This window comes from Enterocloster clostridioformis (genome assembly GCF_020297485.1).
In the GTDB taxonomy this organism is placed as follows: domain Bacteria; phylum Bacillota; class Clostridia; order Lachnospirales; family Lachnospiraceae; genus Enterocloster; species Enterocloster clostridioformis.
This window is the reverse complement of the sequence record NZ_JAIWZC010000001.1, coordinates 999,490-1,015,824: the sequence shown is the minus strand read 5'-3', so window position 1 is coordinate 1,015,824 and position 16,335 is coordinate 999,490. Positions and strand designations below refer to the sequence as shown.

Below are 16,335 nucleotides of genomic sequence, written 5' to 3'. Positions count from 1 at the left end.
GATATGGGTACCTGGAATTCCAGAGGATTAAGGGGCTCTACCCTTGAAGATTTGATTAACCATACCAACGATTTGTACAGGGAAAAGAAGCTGGCTCTGATACAGAAGATACCGACGCCCATCACTCCCATTGAAATTGCCAAGTCCAGCCGCCACATCACCCTGGCCTATTTTGACCAGAAGAGTACCGTGGACTATATCGGGGCCGTGCAGGGGATTCCGGTGTGTTTTGATGCCAAGGAATGCGCGGTAAAGACATTTCCCCTTCAAAATATCCATCCCCACCAGATCGAATTCATGGGGGAATTTGAGAAACAGGGCGGAATTGCATTTATCATTCTCTATTTTACCGGCCTGGACGAGATATATTACCTGCCTTTTGAACAGATAGAGGGATACTGGAAACGGATGGAGGAGGGAGGGCGCAAAAGCTTTACCTACGACGAGGTGGACAAAAACTGGCGGGTCCGTTCCCATGCCGGCTTTCTGGTCCACTATCTGGAAGAAATACAAAAAGACCTGGACAGAAGGTCATAGGAGGCTGCGCGTGAAGCGCCCCACCTTCCATACCTCCCCGCATGCCTCCCTGCGGGTACATTTTCATTGACCAGTCCTGTAAATAAAAGTATAATAAGGTATATTGTACTATGAGCAGAATAGAATCCCGAAACTGCTTCGGGCACGCGAAAATAGGATTGACAGCCGCATGGTTTTCCTCTATAATGAAACAATCACGTTAATGAATTAGCACTTTACCACAGGAAAGCAAAAAAAAGGATGAAAGTGCGGAAAAATATAAAGGCAGGGAACAGGATGGCAGGAAATAATCGGTTGATTCATACGCCGGAGGGCGTAAAGGACAGTTATAACGGAGAATGCAGGAAGAAGCTGGCAGTACAGGACAAGATTCTGGATACCTTTTACCTGTACGGATATGAGCATATCCAGACTCCGAGTTTTGAATATTTTGATATTTTCAGCAAGGACAGGGGAAGCGTGCCGGACAGGGAGATGTTTAAGTTCTTTGACCGGGACAACAATACACTGGTGCTGAGGCCGGATATGACGCCGGCGGTTGCGCGGTGCGTGGCCAAGTACTTTATGGACGACCACATGCCTCTTCGGCTCTGCTACCTGGAGCGCACCTTTAAGAATAACAGCAGCTATCAGGGCCGCCTTAAGGAGCGGGCTGAGACAGGGGCTGAGCTGATTGGGGATGATTCCGAGGATGCGGATGCCGAGATGATTGCCATGGTCATTGACAGCCTGAGGCAGGCTGGCCTTAAGGAGTTCCAGGTGGAGCTGGGTCAGGTGGCATTTTACAGAAGCCTTCTCAAGGAGGCCGGGCTGGAAGAGGAAGTAGAGCAAGAGCTGAATCAGTACATTGAAAACAAGAACTATTTTGCCGTGGAGGGTCTGCTGAAGAACCAGTCCATGGACGAAGGGCTTAAGACGGCTTTTCTGAAACTTCCGGAGCTGTTCGGCTCCCTGGAGCAGATGCAGGAGGCGAAAAAGCTTACCGCCAATCCGGGGGCCCTGGCTGCCATTGAGCGGCTGGAGAAGGTCCACTCCATTCTGGAGAGCAGAGGCCTGGAAGCCTATGTATCCTACGACCTGGGGATGCTCAGCAGGTATCAGTACTATACGGGAATCATTTTCAAGGCATATACCTATGGAACCGGGGATTATATTGTCACCGGAGGCCGGTATGACAAGCTGCTGGTGCAGTTTGGAAAGGATACGCCTGCAGTGGGATTCGTGATTGTGGTAGACCAGCTGATGGCCGCCCTTTCCAGGCAGCAGATTGATGTTCCGGTGACGCTGGTGAATACGGTGATACTCTATGAGACGTCAGCCAGATCCCGGGCCCTGTGGCTGGGCAGCTATTTCAGGGATAAGGGGCTGGCCGTCCAGTCCATGAAGAAGAAGGAGCAGGTGCCGCTAGAGGATTACAAGGCCAGGGCGGCACAGAGGGGCATGCGCAATGTCCTGTACCTGAAGGGTGACGGGACCACAGTGACAGCCATGGACACGGTGAACGGGAATATAGACCAGATACCCATTACCGCTTACGAGTAAACACAGGGAGGCCGTGAAAACGATGAGATATTTGACCATAGCGTTAGCCAAAGGAAGGCTTGCGGACAAAGCCATGGAGATGTTTGAGGCAATCGGCATTTCCTGTGATGAGATGAAGGATAAGGCTTCCAGGAAGCTTATCTTTGTTAATGAGGACCTGGGAGTGCGTTTTTTTCTTGCAAAGGCCAATGATGTGCCTACATACGTGGAGTACGGGGCGGCTGACATTGGCATTGTGGGAAGGGATACCATATTGGAGGAGGGCCGCAAGCTCTATGAAGTCATGGACCTTGGGGTGGGAAAATGCAGGATGTGCGTCTGCGGACCTGAATCAGCCAGGGAAAGGCTGGAGCACCACGAGTTGATTCGGGTGGCCACCAAGTATCCCAACATAGCAAAGGACTATTTCTATAACCAGAAGTATCAGACCGTGGAAATCATTAAGCTGAACGGTTCCATCGAGCTGGCCCCCATCGTGGGACTGTCCGAGGTAATCGTTGATATCGTGGAGACAGGTTCCACCCTGCGGGAGAACGGACTCATGGTGTTAGAGGAAGTGTGCAGCCTGTCCGCCAGGATGGTGGTGAACCAGGTGAGCATGAAGACGGAAAATGAACGCATCACGGCCATCATCAAGAAGTTTCAGGCATATCTTAAGGAGAAGGCCGGAAAGTAGGAGCACAGGAGCAAAGTCAGGAAAGCGGAGGAATGTTAGGCATGAGAATCGTGACATTAGACAATAAGTCCATGGAAAATATTCTGGCGGACATGTTGAAAAGGGACCCCAATAATTATGACAGCTATACCCAGACCGTACAGGCCATTGTGGATGATGTAAAGACCAGGGGAGACGAGGCGCTGTTTGAGTATACAAAGCGGTTTGACGGGGCGTCCCTGGATGGGGACAGCATACGCGTGACCCGGGAGGAAATTGATGAGGCCATGAAACAGGTGGAACCGGGCCTTTTAAAGGTCATGGAGAAGTCCATGGACAATATCCGCCGTTATCATGAGAAGCAGAGACAGAACAGTTGGTTTGACGCCCAGCCTGACGGCACCATCCTGGGCCAGAAGGTGACTGCCTTAGAGAGTGTGGGAGTGTATGTGCCCGGCGGCAAGGCGGCGTATCCTTCCTCTGTCCTGATGAATATTATTCCGGCCGAGGTGGCGGGAGTGAAGCGCATTGCCATGGTGACGCCGCCCGGAAAGGACGGAAAGGTAAATCCGGTGACTCTGACAGCGGCCCACATGGCAGGAGCCACAGAGGTCTATAAGGCAGGCGGGGCACAGGCAGTGGCGGCCCTGGCTTTCGGCACGGCATCCATCCCCAGGGTAAATAAAATCGTGGGACCCGGCAACATCTTTGTGGCTCTGGCCAAAAAGGCTGTCTATGGCCACGTGAGCATTGACAGTATAGCAGGCCCCAGCGAAATCCTGGTGATTGCCGATGACAGCGCCAATCCGCGTTTTGTGGCCGCAGACCTGTTAAGCCAGGCAGAACACGATGAGCTGGCGTCCTCCATTCTGGTGACCACCAGCATGGAGCTGGCCAGGAAGGTATCCGTTGAGGTGGATGGCTTCCTGAAGGTGCTGTCACGCAGAGACATCATAAGAAAGTCCCTGGATAATTACGGTTATATCCTGGTGGCGGAATCCATGGAAAAGGCAGTGGAGACAGCCAACAGCATTGCGCCGGAGCACATGGAAATCGTCACCAGGAATCCTTTTGAGGTCATGACCAAGATTCAGAACGCAGGCGCTATCTTTATAGGGGAGTACAGCTCAGAGCCTTTGGGAGATTATTTTGCCGGCCCCAACCACATCCTGCCCACCAATGGGACGGCTAAGTTCTTTTCACCCCTTGGCGTGGATGATTTCATTAAGAAATCCAGCATTATTTATTATTCCAGAGAGGCTCTTGAGACAGCCCATAAGGACATAGAGGCATTTGCCGAGTCAGAACACCTGACAGCCCACGCTAATTCAGTCAGAGTGCGCTTTGAACAATAGGGAGGTATAACGAATATGGAACGGACTGCATCCATCACCCGAGACACCAACGAAACGCATATATCCATGACCCTTAACCTGGATGGATCCGGCAGAGGGAACATCAGCACAGGCATCGGATTCTTTGACCATATGTTAAACAGCTTCGCGCGCCATGGCTTTTTTGACCTGGACCTTACGGTGAAGGGAGATTTGGAGGTGGATACCCACCACACCATAGAGGATACGGGAATCGTGCTGGGACAGGCCATCCGAAAGGCAGTGGGAGACAAAAAGGGGATTATGCGTTACGGCTCCCAAATACTGCCCATGGACGAATCCCTGGTGCTCTGCGCCCTGGACCTTTGCGGAAGGCCCTATCTGGTCTGCGACCTGGTCTTGGACCGGGAAAAGGTAGGGGATTTGGAGACTGAGATGGTGCGGGAATTCTTTTACGCCGTCTCCTATGGGGCGGAGATGAACCTTCATTTAAAACAGCTTTCAGGGACAAACAATCACCATATCATCGAGGCTGCCTTTAAGGCTTTCGCCAAGGCCCTGGACGGCGCGGTGGCGGCGGAACCGCGTCTGTCAGGCGTACTTTCCACCAAGGGGAGCCTTTAGGATGGGAGAGATGCCCGCCCTGTCCCGGAAGATGACAATGCTCCGTTACACGGACATACGGCTGTACGGCGCGGTCCTGTGCCTGGTTCTGGGACTGGCTGCGGCATTGTCCGGCCTTTTACTGGAGAGGGTGGCCGCACAAAATTATGAGGAGGAGCTGGCCTCCCCGGTTCTTTTTGATATATCAGAACCGGAGAGGTACAGCTATGTCAGACTCCAGTATCTGACAGACAGCTTCGTGGAGCATGTAAAAAGCAAAAACCAGTACTATTTTGGCTTTGATTTTATGTTCCGTCCTTATATCATTTCCATGAAGGGGGAACTGCCTGAAAATCTGAAGGATCTGATGGAGTATACATACAGCGATGGTCTTGAGAAGCCGCCGGCTCCTGTGGACGTCTGTGGTTTTGGGGAGCCCATCCAGTCAGAGCTTATGGGATATGCAAGGGAGTCATACAGCCTGATGTGGGAGGAGACTCAGATACCCATGACCATGGAGGAAATGTCAGATATAGTCGGAAACTATTATCTGGATGCGGTGCCCAGGACATTTTTGGAGCAGTATCCCCTGGGACTGCTGTTTTACGTGGTGCCGGCAGTCCTTCTGGCTGGTGCCGCAGTCTGCGGAATTTCTTACGGCAGGCGGCTGAAGGCCCAGAACAGACGGCTGGCAGGACGTCATGGGGAACTGGCGCAGGCGGACAGGGAACTGGCGGCTGCCGGTTTGAGGCAGTGCCGTATACCCGTCTGAGGCAGGCAGAATACAGCTCAGGCATGGTTATCGGGGTGACTGAGGATGGATTCGCCCATATCCTGGCAGCGGGACCAAGGAGCAGACCCTATGGAGCCATGCTGGCCGGCGAGATTAACCGGCGGATGGAAATGTGCGGATGTCCCGGAGAACCGGCGTCTGAGTACAGAGAGAAAATAATAGAATAAAAGGAGATTCATATGCAGCTATATCCGGCAATTGATATGAAGAACGGACAGTGTGTCCGGTTGAGGCAGGGAGCGTTTAAGGATATCACCATATACTCGGACGCCCCGGAAAAGGTGGTTGCCCACTGGCAGGAAAAAGGGGCGTCCTTCCTGCATCTGGTGGACTTAGACGGTGCCCTGGCAGGGTATTCTGTCAATGAGGAGGTCATACGCAGGATTGCGGACACGGTTTCCATACCGATTGAGATTGGCGGCGGCATCCGTTCCGGAGAGGCGGTGGAGCGTATGCTGGGGCTGGGGGTCAGGCGTGTCATCATCGGAACCAAGGCAGTGGAACATCCGGAATTCCTCAGGGATATGGTAAGAACGTTCGGCGAGGAGGCCATTGTGGCAGGCGTGGACGCGAAGGACGGCATGGTGGCAGTGGAGGGATGGGAGAAAGTCAGCTCCCTTACCGCCCGGGACCTGTGTCTTACCATGAAGGAATATGGTGTCAGGCACATTGTCTATACCGACATATCCAGGGACGGAATGCTGTCCGGCCCTAATGTGGAGGCCACAAGGAAGCTTACAGAGGAGACAGGACTTGACATCATAGCCTCCGGCGGGGTATCCTGTATGGAGGATTTAAAATGCCTGCATGAGGCGGGTATCAGGGGAGCTGTCATCGGTAAGGCCCTTTATGAGAACAGGATTGACCTTGCCGAGGCTGTGAGGCTTTATGAGGCTTAAGTACCAGAGAAAATGGAGAGATTCAAATGACTGATTGCAAGAAGCTGATTATGGGATTTGGTTACAGGAACGGAAAGGCATTTTCCTGGAACGGAAAGCTTGAGTATGAGGGCAGGCTTAAGGACCTTGCCAGGACAGCCTGTGACAACGGGGCGGATGAAATATTTATCTGCGACCGTTCTTTTTCAGATGAGGACCACGAGGCTGTCATAGGCGCTATCAAGGAAACAGCCCGCACCGTGGATGAGCCCATACTGGCGGGAGGACGGATCAGGCGCCTGGAGGATGTGAAAAAGTACCTGTATGCAGGAGCCAGCGCCGTATTCTTGGATGTGAGCTATGAAGACAATGTGGATATGATGAAGGAGGCGGCAGACCGGTTTGGCAGTGAAAAGATATATGCCTACATGCCGGACCTGTCCTATCTGAACCGTGTGGAGGAGTATATTCAGCTGGGGGCGTCCATGATGATATGCAGGGCATCCGGTCCTGTCCCGACCCTGGCTGAGCTGGGGGAGATCGGTGAGATATCCTGCACAAGCCTTATATTCTGCGGAGGTCATGAAAGCGTCCAGGAAATGGCCGGGGATTTAAAGCTGAGCCTGGGGTGTCCCCAGGTGGAAGGCGCTGTCCTGACTCTGGCGGAGGATGACCTGGACAAGGTGATGGAGCTGAAGCAGATTTTAAAAGGCGCGGGTATTGTCACGGATACCTTTGAGAGCTCTTTGGAATGGAAGAATTTCAAGCTGGGAGGTGACGGTCTTATCCCTGTCATTGTCCAGGATTATAAGACGATGGAGGTGCTGATGATGGCCTACATGAATGAGGAATCATTCCAGGCCACACTGGCGTCCGGCAGGATGACCTATTTCAGCAGGAGCAGGCAGAAGCTGTGGCTTAAGGGTGAGACCAGCGGTCACTTCCAGTATGTAAAATCCCTGAAGATTGACTGTGACAATGACACCATATTGGCGGCGGTGAAGCAGGTGGGAGCTGCCTGCCATACAGGAAACAGGTCCTGTTTCTTTACCACGCTGGCGGAGAAGGAATACAAGGAAACAAATCCCCTGAAGGTATTTGAGGAGGTGTTTGGGGTCATACTGGACCGTAAGGAGCATCCAAAGGAAGGCTCTTACACCAACTATCTGTTTGACAAGGGAATTGACAAGATACTCAAGAAGCTGGGAGAGGAGGCCACTGAAATCGTCATAGCGGCCAAGAATCCCAACCCGGAGGAAATCAAATATGAGATTTCGGATTTTCTCTACCACATGATGGTGCTCATGGCGGACCGCGGCATTACATGGGAGGAAATCACGGAGGAGCTGGCAAACCGGTAGCGTCGGGGAACAAGGGAAGTTCCAGACACGCTCTGGTAATATAAGGCCGGCAATATAATTCATAATAAAAAATGCAGGAGGAAATAGAGAGGTGGCAGAAATATCGGAGGTTACAGCGAGATTGCTGGATTACGTTTCATACGATACTCAGTCAGAGGATGACAGGGAGTCCGTTCCCAGCACAAAGAAGCAGTTTGAACTGGCGCATAAGCTGGTCGGGGAGCTTAAGGAGCTGGGGGCATCCCAGGTGAGGATGAGTGAACAGGGGTATGTATATGCATGTATTCCGTCCAATCTGGAGGAGGGAAAGACATCTCCGGCCCTGGGCTTTATCGCCCATATGGACACGGCTCCCTCCTTTTCCGGAAAGGATGTAAAGCCGCAGTTCATCCGGGACTACGACGGACAGGACATCTGCCTGAACAGGGAACAGGACATATGGATGAGGACAGCGGATTTTCCTGTTTTAAAGGAATATGAGGGCAAGACCCTGATTACCACGGATGGGACCACTCTGCTGGGAGCGGATGATAAGGCAGGTATCGCTGAAATCATGACCATGGCAGCTTATTTTCTCAGGCATCCGGAAGTAAAGCACGGGACGATCTGTATCGGCTTCACGCCGGACGAGGAGGTGGGCCGGGGAGCCGACGGCTTTGATGTGGAAGGCTTTGGGGCTGATGTGGCTTACACTGTGGACGGCGGAGCGCTGGGAGAGCTGGAGTACGAAAACTTTAATGCTGCGTCCGGCAGGGTGACGGTCCATGGTGCCAATATCCATCCGGGCACGGCCAAGGGGCGTATGAGAAATGCCCTTCTCATGGCAATGGAATTCCAGTCGCTGCTTCCGGCAGATGAGAATCCTATGTATACGGAAGGGTATGAGGGCTTTTACCATCTGGACAGGATGACCGGCTGTGTGGAGGAGACCAGGATGGATTATATCATCAGGGACCATGACAGGGTGAAGTTTGAGCACAAGAAGGAACTGTTTGCCCAGGCAGCCGGATTCCTGAACCGGAAATATGGTTCCGGAACCGTGGAGGCTGTGGTAAAGGACTCCTATTATAACATGAAAGAGAAGATTGAGCCCCACATGGACCTGATTGATAAGGCCAGGGCATCCATGGAGAAGCTGGGTATCCGGCCAATCGTGGTACCGATCCGGGGAGGCACGGACGGCGCCAGACTGTCATATATGGGGCTGCCCTGTCCGAACCTGTGTACAGGAGGACATAATTTCCATGGAAAGTATGAATTCATTCCGGTACAGTCCATGGAGAAGATAACAGAACTCCTTATAGAGATTTCCAGGTCTTTTGCGGAAACAATTACCGAAGACGCAGCAGGTCCCTGTCTTTCGGATGCACCAGCACTTTAATCTGTGTGATGCCGGCGGACCTATAGGAATGAAGCTGCCGTGCCTTTAGATCCTTTAAAAACAGGTCTTTGTTTCTCATAAAAAGTTCAAAGTCATCAAATATATGATTCAGGCAGACGGTTTATCCGGATAATATCCGGACCCATGAACATCATGAGGGTCTGGCAGGAGCTTTTGCCGGTCCTGGCTGGGGGCGGCGTGAAACAGCTGCTTATGGCTGCGTGCCAGGCCGCCCTTGGATTCCACATCCTGCTTTAGCAGGGCCACATAGCCGTCCACGGTTCCTGCCGGCTCATACCCATGTTCCTGGCAGTCGGCCAAAATCTGTTCCAGGTCCTTTTCATAACCCTTTCTCAGGTCCACCACCATATAGTCAGCCGGATGACTGCTTGTGAGCAGGTAGACTTCATCCCGCATGGAAAGCTGGGGAAGGAAGAAGGTGGAGGACTTTACAGAGGCATCCTGGGGAATCTGATCCAGAATGCTCCTGGCCTGGGCGGCCTCCTCGTGATGGCGCTGAAACAGGCTGGCATAATTTGACTTGCTGTACATCACGCCTCCTATGAGGACGAGGCCGCATAGCAGGCCGCAGGCGCAGGCGGAGCCCGGAAGCCGGCCGTCATATCCTGTACGGTTTTTGCGCCTGTGGCCGAAGGTATGCTTCATATCCCGGAAATTCACCAATGCCAGATAAATGAGCAGGGCTCCGGAACCGTAGGTATACTGAAAGTAGATGGAGTGCTGGTATTTATAATTGGACATCAGGTTGATGAGTACAAAGGGGATGAGCAGGGTCCATTTCTGCCAGTCTTTTGTCATGAGTGGAAGGAAACCCAGCGGAAGGAGCATTTCAAGGAAAAACAGGATTTTGTCCTTCACCGCAATCTGGGACAGCACATAGGCCGGATTGACCAGGATGGTCTTAAACATGCTGACTAAGCCAAGGCGCTTGTCCGATATGAAATTGTCAAACCTGTTAATCATGGCTCCCTCCCCAAAACGGTTGATATACCAGATAGCAATACAGAAATATGCGCATGACGCCAGAAAGACAACGGCTCCCAGGCGGTACTGTTTTTTCCACAGGAACAGGTAAAGTCCGATACAGGCCGCATAGACAGGCGCGTCCTCCTTCACCATAAGGAGAAGGGCGGCAGAGGCCAGCATGGATTTAAAATGACCTGTTTCCAGAAAGTACATGCACCAGAGAATGATGACGGCCAGGAATTTGTTTTCGTGGAAATCATAAAAACATCCGCCCATAAAAGCCGGATAAAGGCAGTACATAAGACCGAAACACAAGGTTTGCGGGCGGGTGAATCCAAATGCCCTGGTCAAAAGACATAAGGGAACCATTCCGCTTATGACAACGAGGGACTGGAGCACCAACAGGGTTTCCGGCCGGGGGACTAATTTGTAAAAGGGCAGCAGTACGTAAAAGACAGGTGAGAGATGGACCGCAAAATGGGATAAAAGCCCGTCGCGCTCACAGGTGGTCAGAGGAGACAGGCATTTATCCATATAGTAATACATCTGTGAAAAAATTCCGAAATCATAAGCCGGCGCGTAATTCAGCCGGTACCGCAGCACTGTCATGACGGCGGTGAACGAAAACCAGACAGCCGCCGCGATGGTGAGGATTATCAGCAGTCTTTTTCCGGTCAGCCATTGTTCCATGGTTTTTATCATAGTATGAACGTTTCCTTTATCATCAGGGTGGCAATATACATGAGCACGCTGGGAATCAGGGAAAAATGAATCCGGGAGCGGGCAGAGGGAAGTACATAGGGAATAACCATGCAGAGAAAGATTCCAAGCCAGATGCCCAAGAAGCTTTCCAGTGAAATCTGTCTCACAAAGTCCAGTGTCACAAAGGGAACATGACTGGCCAAAAGGAACATGGTATTTGTCAGCAGCCAGCTGGCAATGGTCAGTTTTCCAAGGCCGCAGCAGAATGGAGACAGCCGGAAATCGTGTTTCATCGTTTGAATCATAGGGTTCTCCTCCTTTAAACTGTATAGTAAGCATACGATTGGAAAATGTAAAGATGCTGGAAGCAACTGTAAGAAAAATTAGAAAAACCTTAATAAAATCCGCCGTCTCCGGGAGGTAAGATATATGTGGGAAAAAGAAAACAAGGTGAGGCAATATATACTCCCTATTGGATATACAGTGGTGATGACCCTGTGTGTACCTTTTCATATGATGCTGTTGGAGTGCGCTTTATTGGCAGGCAGCGGTAACGCGGAAAGCAGCTCCTGGCTGGTCATGGTACCGGGCGCATTTTACGGTGTGCAGGTAATTCGCCTCAGCTATGGAGAGAAAAAAATGGGGATGGGGGCGCCGGGGCAGGGCTGATTTGGATCATTGCAGGCGCGGTAAACTGACTGGCATGTCGTTATTTTTGCGGGTTTCTGACCGGAAGGAGAGAAAATGAGAAAAAGGACCAGTATCATCCAAGACAAAAGAAGCACAAGCAGATGCATGCAGCCGGCAGCGCTTGCCGCATGCGCGGCCCCTGCGGGCAGCGGATGCCAGGCTGTTGCAGGAGGACCAGACCCATTTGTGACCCGCCGGGAAGAGCATATAGAGAGGATGGTACGCTCTATGAAATGGGGCTCAGGTCCACCAGCACCAATTCCGGAGGATTATAAATACGGGGAAGCCTGTTGATGCACAGTCCCCGGCTGACAATCAGGGAGGTGGTTCCCAGGGCATACTGTCCCCCTGCGTACCGGGGAAAGAAGCCCTGGTGAGGCGCCAGAAGCCCGCCAGAGCAGCCGGGCATACGGACCTGCCCTCCATGGGCATGGCCGGCCACAATCAGATCAAATCCGCTGTCCCTGTAATATTTGGTGAGCTCCGGCCGATGTGACAGCAGGATGGAGTAGACGGCGGGGGAGGTGCGGGAACAGCAGCGCCAGAACTGTTCCTTCCATCTGGAATCCAGTTTAATGGAGTGGTGGGAGTCTGTAAAGGCATGGGGGTCATCCACCCCGCCTATGATCAGGGGCTGCCCCTTGATTGTTGTACGGATGGTCTGGCCCCCAAGGACAGTAACCCCATATCCGGTGAACATTTTCTTGATGTCGGGTATCTGGTGAATCCAATGCTCATGGTTTCCCGTAACATAATAACAGGGGTATTGTCCCTTCAGGCCCTCTAAAAGCAGTAAAGTCCCCTTATGTGGGACTTTGTGGTCGGCAATATCGCCTGCCATGAGAACCAGGTCGGCCCTGTGACTTTGCAGGGCCTTAAGAATCGGCTCCTGTGCGCTGCCGTATATGGTGCTGTGCAGGTCTGTAATCAGCGCTGCCCGCAGGCGTTTTGTAAGCTTTTTTGAGTATTCCGTATAACGGTGTACTGTAAGACCGCAGTAAAATGGGTTTACAGCATGTGTTTTTTTCTGCATATCAGGCTCCTGTTTACTCATTATCGGACATCTCATAGGGCAGCAGCTCTGCCAGATAGTGTTTTTTTCTCAGGGCTTCCTCTATCTCATCCAGTATCTCCTCCTGCTCGGCGCAGACATGGTGGAAGTGGTAGCCGGAGGTGACATTCATGAGAGGGGTGGATTTTCCGGTCTGTATATTGTTCATGAACAACTGCACGTCGCGGCGGTTCTTGATATTTAAGGGGGCTGACATTTTCCCGTATACCCGGTGATTGACCATGACATCCGCCACGGTTCCGCCCAGGTCCACGATGGTGACCAGTTCATCCTCGGTCTGCTCATTGGTGTGGCAGACCTTGAAGAGACGGGATGCGTGTTTGGATTCATTGAGGACATACCCGCGGGCGGTGGAGAGAATGGGATAGCCCATGGTGCGCAGGAGAGCAATATCCTGGACCACCACCTGGCGGCTGACGCCGGTTGCCCTGCCAAGGGCTCCTCCGGATAAAGGGGCGGAAGCCTGCCTCATCATATCCAGAAGCTTTCTGCGTCTCTGCGTTCCGTTCATTGCACATTCCATTTCTCATTCCCTCCTGCAAAACATAGTTACGGTTTAATCCGTCAACACCTTCAGGTGCTTCAGGCTGATATCCAGAATCGGGGCAGAGTGGGTCAGTGCGCCGCTGGATACATAATCCACACCCAGCTCTGCAATGGTCCGGATGTTTTCTTTTGTCATGTTGCCGGAACACTCGGTCTCGGCCCGGCCGTCAATATAGCGTATGGCTTCAGCCATCTGCTCCAGCGTCATGTTGTCCAGCATGATGATGTCGGCGCCGGCGTCCACTGCCTCCTTCACCATATCCAGGTTCTCTGTCTCAACTTCAATCCTGCGGACAAAGGGAGCGTATGCCTTTGCAGCGGTCACCGCCTCCCTGACGCCTCCGGCTGCATCGATGTGGTTATCCTTTAAGAGCACGCCGTCGGACAGGTTATAGCGGTGATTCTGCCCGCCTCCAATCCGCACCGCATATTTTTCAAAAATACGCATGCAGGGAGTGGTTTTCCGGGTGTCCAGAAGTCTTGTCCCGGTACCCTCAAGCATCCCCGCAACGGTATGTGTATAAGTGGCAATGCCGCTTAACCGCTGCAGATAATTCAGGGCCGTCCGTTCGCCGGACAGGAGGACGCGCACATCCCCTGTGACCGCAGCCAGATGCTGGCCTTTCTTTACTTCCTCCCCGTCCCTGACATCAAAGACAACCCTGGTTTCCGGGTCCAGAAGGGTAAATACGCGCTCAAAAATCTGTAATCCGGCAATGATGCCGTCCTCCCTGCAGATAAGCTGTACCTCGCCTTTTTTGTATTCGGGCATGACTGAGTTGGTGGACACGTCCTCACTGCTGATGTCCTCCTCCAGGGCAAGACGTATGTATTTGTCAGCAACAAGCTGCATGGTAATTGGATTCATAATTAATTCTCCCTTTCTGGCTGTTCTCTATTCTTTTTGCGGCTTTCCCGGCAAACACCAGGCTCTCCAGCAGGCTGTTGCTGGCCAGGCGGTTCTTTCCGTGAACCCCGTTGCAGCTGGTTTCACCCACTGCGTACAGATGCTCCATGGTGGTTCTGGAATCCAGGTCCACCCACACGCCGCCCATAAAATAATGCTGGGCAGGCACCACCGGGATGGGCTCCCTTGTGATGTCATAACCTTCCTCAAGGCAGGTTTCATATATATGTGGAAAATGTTCCCGTATGGTTTCACGGGGCATGGGCGCAAAGGACAGCCAAACATGCCTGCTTCCCTCTTTTTCCATCTCAGCTTCAATGGCCTGGGATACCGCGTCCCTGGGCAGCAGCTCATTGACAAAGCGTTCTCCTTTGCCGTTAAGGAGCACAGCTCCTTCGCCCCGGGCTGATTCCGAGATGAGAAAGGACCTGCCGGGCTTTTCCGTGTAAAGGCTGGTGGGATGTATCTGGACGTAATCCAGGTGCTCCAGTTTTACGCCATGCTTGCGGGCAACGGTCAGCGCGTCACCTGTAAGACAGGGAAAATTAGTGGAATGCTGGTAGAGTCCTCCGATGCCCCCGGTGGCCATGACCGTGTCCCGGGCGTGTATGGAGAGGGTACTGCCGTCCCCTGTCCTGGCCAGGATGCCGGCGCAGGCTCCGTTTGCGGTCAGAATATCCGTCATAACAGTGTATTCCATGATATTCACATTGGGGAGCGCGGCTGTTTGTTCCTGGAGAACCGTGGTGATGGCTTTACCGGTGATGTCCTCATGAAAACAGATTCTGGGCCTGGAATGGGCGCCTTCCTTCGTATATTTTAAACTACCATCCGGGTTCTTGTCAAACCCTACTCCTAGCTCCAGAAGATGCCGGATGATGCCGGGGCTGGTGCGTATCATCAAATCCACGCTCTCCTTCCGGTTTTCATAATGACCGGCCCTCATGGTGTCCTCAAAGTATGACTCATAGTCGTCCTCGCCCCGGAGCACGCAGATGCCCCCCTGGGCCAGCATGGAATCACAGGTGTCCATATCCTCCTTGCATATCATCAGAACATGCAGGTCCTTTGGCAGATTCAGGGCAGTGTAAAGCCCTGCCGCCCCGCACCCCGCGATCACCACATCACAGTATATATGTTTTGTCATTTCCTAATGCCTCCTTATGAAATCGACTGTCTGAAATCGACCGCCTGAAATCTGCTTTCAGGCGGCTACCGGGCCAGATTAAGCATTTGCTCCAGAGCCCTGCCGGCCGACGGGACATAGGCTTTGGGTACGGATGCCTGATTCTGTCCTGTGCGCAGGACATGGATGATTTTGTCCAGTGTTATCTTTTTCATATCCCGGCAAATTGGTTCTGTATCAGGAAAATAAAAGTGTTTGCCCGGATTCTGCCGTTCCAGTTCATGGCGCACGCCGTTTTCCGTGCAGATGATGAATTCCCGGGAAGTGCTGCCGGCGGCGAATTTGAGAATTCCGGTGGTGGAACCGATATAATCAGCCAGCTCAAGTACCTGGGCATTGCATTCCGGGTGAGCCAGTACCTGGGCGTTTGGATGGATTTCCTTTAAGGCGGATACCTCCTTGGGAGACATCTGGTCGTGGACAGGGCAGCAGCCGTTTACCGGCATCACATGCTTTTCAGGCACCTGGCTGGCCACGTACCGTCCCAGGTTCTTATCCGGTATGAAAAGGATGTCCCGGTTTGGCAGGTTTCTTACAATCTGGACCGCATTGGCAGATGTGACGCACACATCGGACCAGGACTTGATTTCGGCAGTGGAATTGATGTAACAGACCACTGCAAGGTCAGGATATTCCCTTCTGTATTGTTCCACTTCCTCCTTTGTTACCATGTGGGCCATGGGACAGTCTGCCTGTGCGTCGGGCATCAGGACCACCTTGTCCGGACTCAGGAGCTTTCCGCTTTCTCCCATGAAGGAGACACCGCAGAACACCATGGTTCTGCGGTCAAGGCCGGCCGCAATCTTGCTCAAATAGAAAGAATCTCCTATGTAATCCGCCACTTCCTGTACCTGGGGATCCACATAGTAATGGGCCAGGATGACCGCGTCCTGCTTTGCTTTTAACTGCTCTATTTCTTCCTGCTTTGTCATAATTTCCCCTGTTCTGCCGGCAGAGTGACACCGGCTTTTCATTTGGCTTTCTGTTTATGTCTGCAACAGTATAGCACATATATTTACATATGACAAGACACATTGGGCGTTAAATTTATCCCGGAATAAAGCGGTCCGCGTAATTGTAAGGATTATTAAAGAAAAGTTCAGCACTGAAAAAAGATGATATGGTAAAATTAGGATAGGAATTATGCCGGACGTTTTCTGA

At 52.3% G+C, this 16,335-nt stretch carries 18 protein-coding genes; 11 read left to right on the top strand and 7 right to left on the bottom strand.

Going from position 1 to position 16,335, the window contains the following annotated elements:
* The first annotated feature begins 3 nt into the window (after window positions 1-3).
* The 10 genes from LA360_RS05060 (at window position 4) to pepT (ending at window position 9,084) form a co-directional block, all read left to right on the top strand.
* Complete coding sequence (locus LA360_RS05060) at window positions 4-537, top strand: Holliday junction resolvase RecU (RefSeq protein ID WP_022201133.1); 534 nt, start codon at window positions 4-6, stop codon at window positions 535-537.
* 276 nt (window positions 538-813) lie between these two features.
* The gene (gene hisZ / locus LA360_RS05055; protein WP_112482820.1) at window positions 814-2,079 is read left to right on the top strand and encodes an ATP phosphoribosyltransferase regulatory subunit; all 1,266 of its coding nucleotides are present in this window, start codon (window positions 814-816) and stop codon (window positions 2,077-2,079) included.
* A 22-nt stretch (window positions 2,080-2,101) separates the two neighbouring features.
* Complete coding sequence (hisG, locus tag LA360_RS05050; protein WP_022201135.1) at window positions 2,102-2,755, top strand: ATP phosphoribosyltransferase; 654 nt, start codon at window positions 2,102-2,104, stop codon at window positions 2,753-2,755.
* A gap of 41 nt (window positions 2,756-2,796) precedes the next feature.
* A complete protein-coding gene (gene hisD, locus LA360_RS05045; protein WP_022201136.1) occupies window positions 2,797-4,089 on the top strand; it encodes a histidinol dehydrogenase in 1,293 nt (430 codons plus the stop codon).
* A 15-nt stretch (window positions 4,090-4,104) separates the two neighbouring features.
* Window positions 4,105-4,692: an imidazoleglycerol-phosphate dehydratase HisB gene (hisB, locus tag LA360_RS05040; RefSeq protein WP_022201137.1), complete on the top strand. Its 588-nt coding sequence runs from the start codon at window positions 4,105-4,107 to the stop codon at window positions 4,690-4,692.
* 1 nt (window position 4,693) lies between these two features.
* Window positions 4,694-5,443 (top strand): hypothetical protein, encoded by a 750-nt coding sequence (locus LA360_RS05035; RefSeq protein WP_022201138.1) that lies wholly within the window; start codon window positions 4,694-4,696, stop codon window positions 5,441-5,443.
* A complete protein-coding gene (locus LA360_RS05030; protein ID WP_225537325.1) occupies window positions 5,425-5,631 on the top strand; it encodes a hypothetical protein in 207 nt (68 codons plus the stop codon). Before LA360_RS05035 ends, LA360_RS05030 begins: the two co-directional genes overlap by 19 nt.
* A gap of 12 nt (window positions 5,632-5,643) precedes the next feature.
* The gene (hisA, locus tag LA360_RS05025) at window positions 5,644-6,363 is read left to right on the top strand and encodes a 1-(5-phosphoribosyl)-5-[(5-phosphoribosylamino)methylideneamino]imidazole-4-carboxamide isomerase (protein WP_057571816.1); all 720 of its coding nucleotides are present in this window, start codon (window positions 5,644-5,646) and stop codon (window positions 6,361-6,363) included.
* A 26-nt stretch (window positions 6,364-6,389) separates the two neighbouring features.
* Entirely contained in the window at window positions 6,390-7,703 is a 1,314-nt protein-coding gene (gene hisIE / locus LA360_RS05020) for a bifunctional phosphoribosyl-AMP cyclohydrolase/phosphoribosyl-ATP diphosphatase HisIE (protein WP_057571817.1), read from the top strand.
* Window positions 7,704-7,794: 91 nt separating this feature from the next.
* Window positions 7,795-9,084, top strand: coding sequence for a peptidase T (gene pepT / locus LA360_RS05015; protein ID WP_022201141.1), 1,290 nt, complete (start codon window positions 7,795-7,797; stop codon window positions 9,082-9,084).
* A 108-nt stretch (window positions 9,085-9,192) separates the two neighbouring features.
* On the opposite strand, the gene LA360_RS05010 is transcribed toward pepT, so the two are convergent.
* Both LA360_RS05010 and LA360_RS05005 read right to left on the bottom strand, forming a co-directional pair.
* Entirely contained in the window at window positions 9,193-10,773 is a 1,581-nt protein-coding gene (locus LA360_RS05010) for a DUF2079 domain-containing protein (protein WP_022201142.1), read from the bottom strand.
* Window positions 10,770-11,078 (bottom strand): hypothetical protein, encoded by a 309-nt coding sequence (locus LA360_RS05005; RefSeq protein ID WP_022201143.1) that lies wholly within the window; start codon window positions 11,076-11,078, stop codon window positions 10,770-10,772. The genes LA360_RS05010 and LA360_RS05005 overlap by 4 nt, the downstream gene beginning before the upstream one ends.
* 124 nt (window positions 11,079-11,202) lie before the next feature.
* Here LA360_RS05005 and LA360_RS05000 point away from each other — a divergent pair, with 124 nt between their 5' ends.
* Window positions 11,203-11,442 (top strand): hypothetical protein, encoded by a 240-nt coding sequence (locus LA360_RS05000; protein ID WP_022201144.1) that lies wholly within the window; start codon window positions 11,203-11,205, stop codon window positions 11,440-11,442.
* 247 nt (window positions 11,443-11,689) lie between these two features.
* On the opposite strand, the gene LA360_RS04995 is transcribed toward LA360_RS05000, so the two are convergent.
* From LA360_RS04995 to nadA, 5 genes are all read right to left on the bottom strand, one after another.
* Window positions 11,690-12,496 carry a metallophosphoesterase gene (locus tag LA360_RS04995; RefSeq protein WP_022201145.1) on the bottom strand — a complete coding sequence of 269 codons (807 nt, stop codon included), beginning with the start codon at window positions 12,494-12,496 and terminating at the stop codon, window positions 11,690-11,692.
* 13 nt (window positions 12,497-12,509) lie between these two features.
* On the bottom strand, window positions 12,510-13,058 hold the full coding sequence (locus LA360_RS04990; RefSeq protein ID WP_022201146.1) for a transcription repressor NadR: 549 nt from the start codon (window positions 13,056-13,058) through the stop codon (window positions 12,510-12,512).
* A 33-nt stretch (window positions 13,059-13,091) separates the two neighbouring features.
* Window positions 13,092-13,949, bottom strand: a complete 858-nt coding sequence (gene nadC, locus LA360_RS04985) for a carboxylating nicotinate-nucleotide diphosphorylase (RefSeq protein WP_057571818.1) — start codon at window positions 13,947-13,949, stop codon at window positions 13,092-13,094.
* Window positions 13,918-15,135 (bottom strand): L-aspartate oxidase, encoded by a 1,218-nt coding sequence (locus LA360_RS04980; RefSeq protein ID WP_022201148.1) that lies wholly within the window; start codon window positions 15,133-15,135, stop codon window positions 13,918-13,920. The genes nadC and LA360_RS04980 overlap by 32 nt, the downstream gene beginning before the upstream one ends.
* Window positions 15,136-15,200: 65 nt before the next feature.
* Window positions 15,201-16,106 (bottom strand): quinolinate synthase NadA, encoded by a 906-nt coding sequence (gene nadA / locus LA360_RS04975; RefSeq protein ID WP_022201149.1) that lies wholly within the window; start codon window positions 16,104-16,106, stop codon window positions 15,201-15,203.
* Window positions 16,107-16,335: the final 229 nt, after the last annotated feature.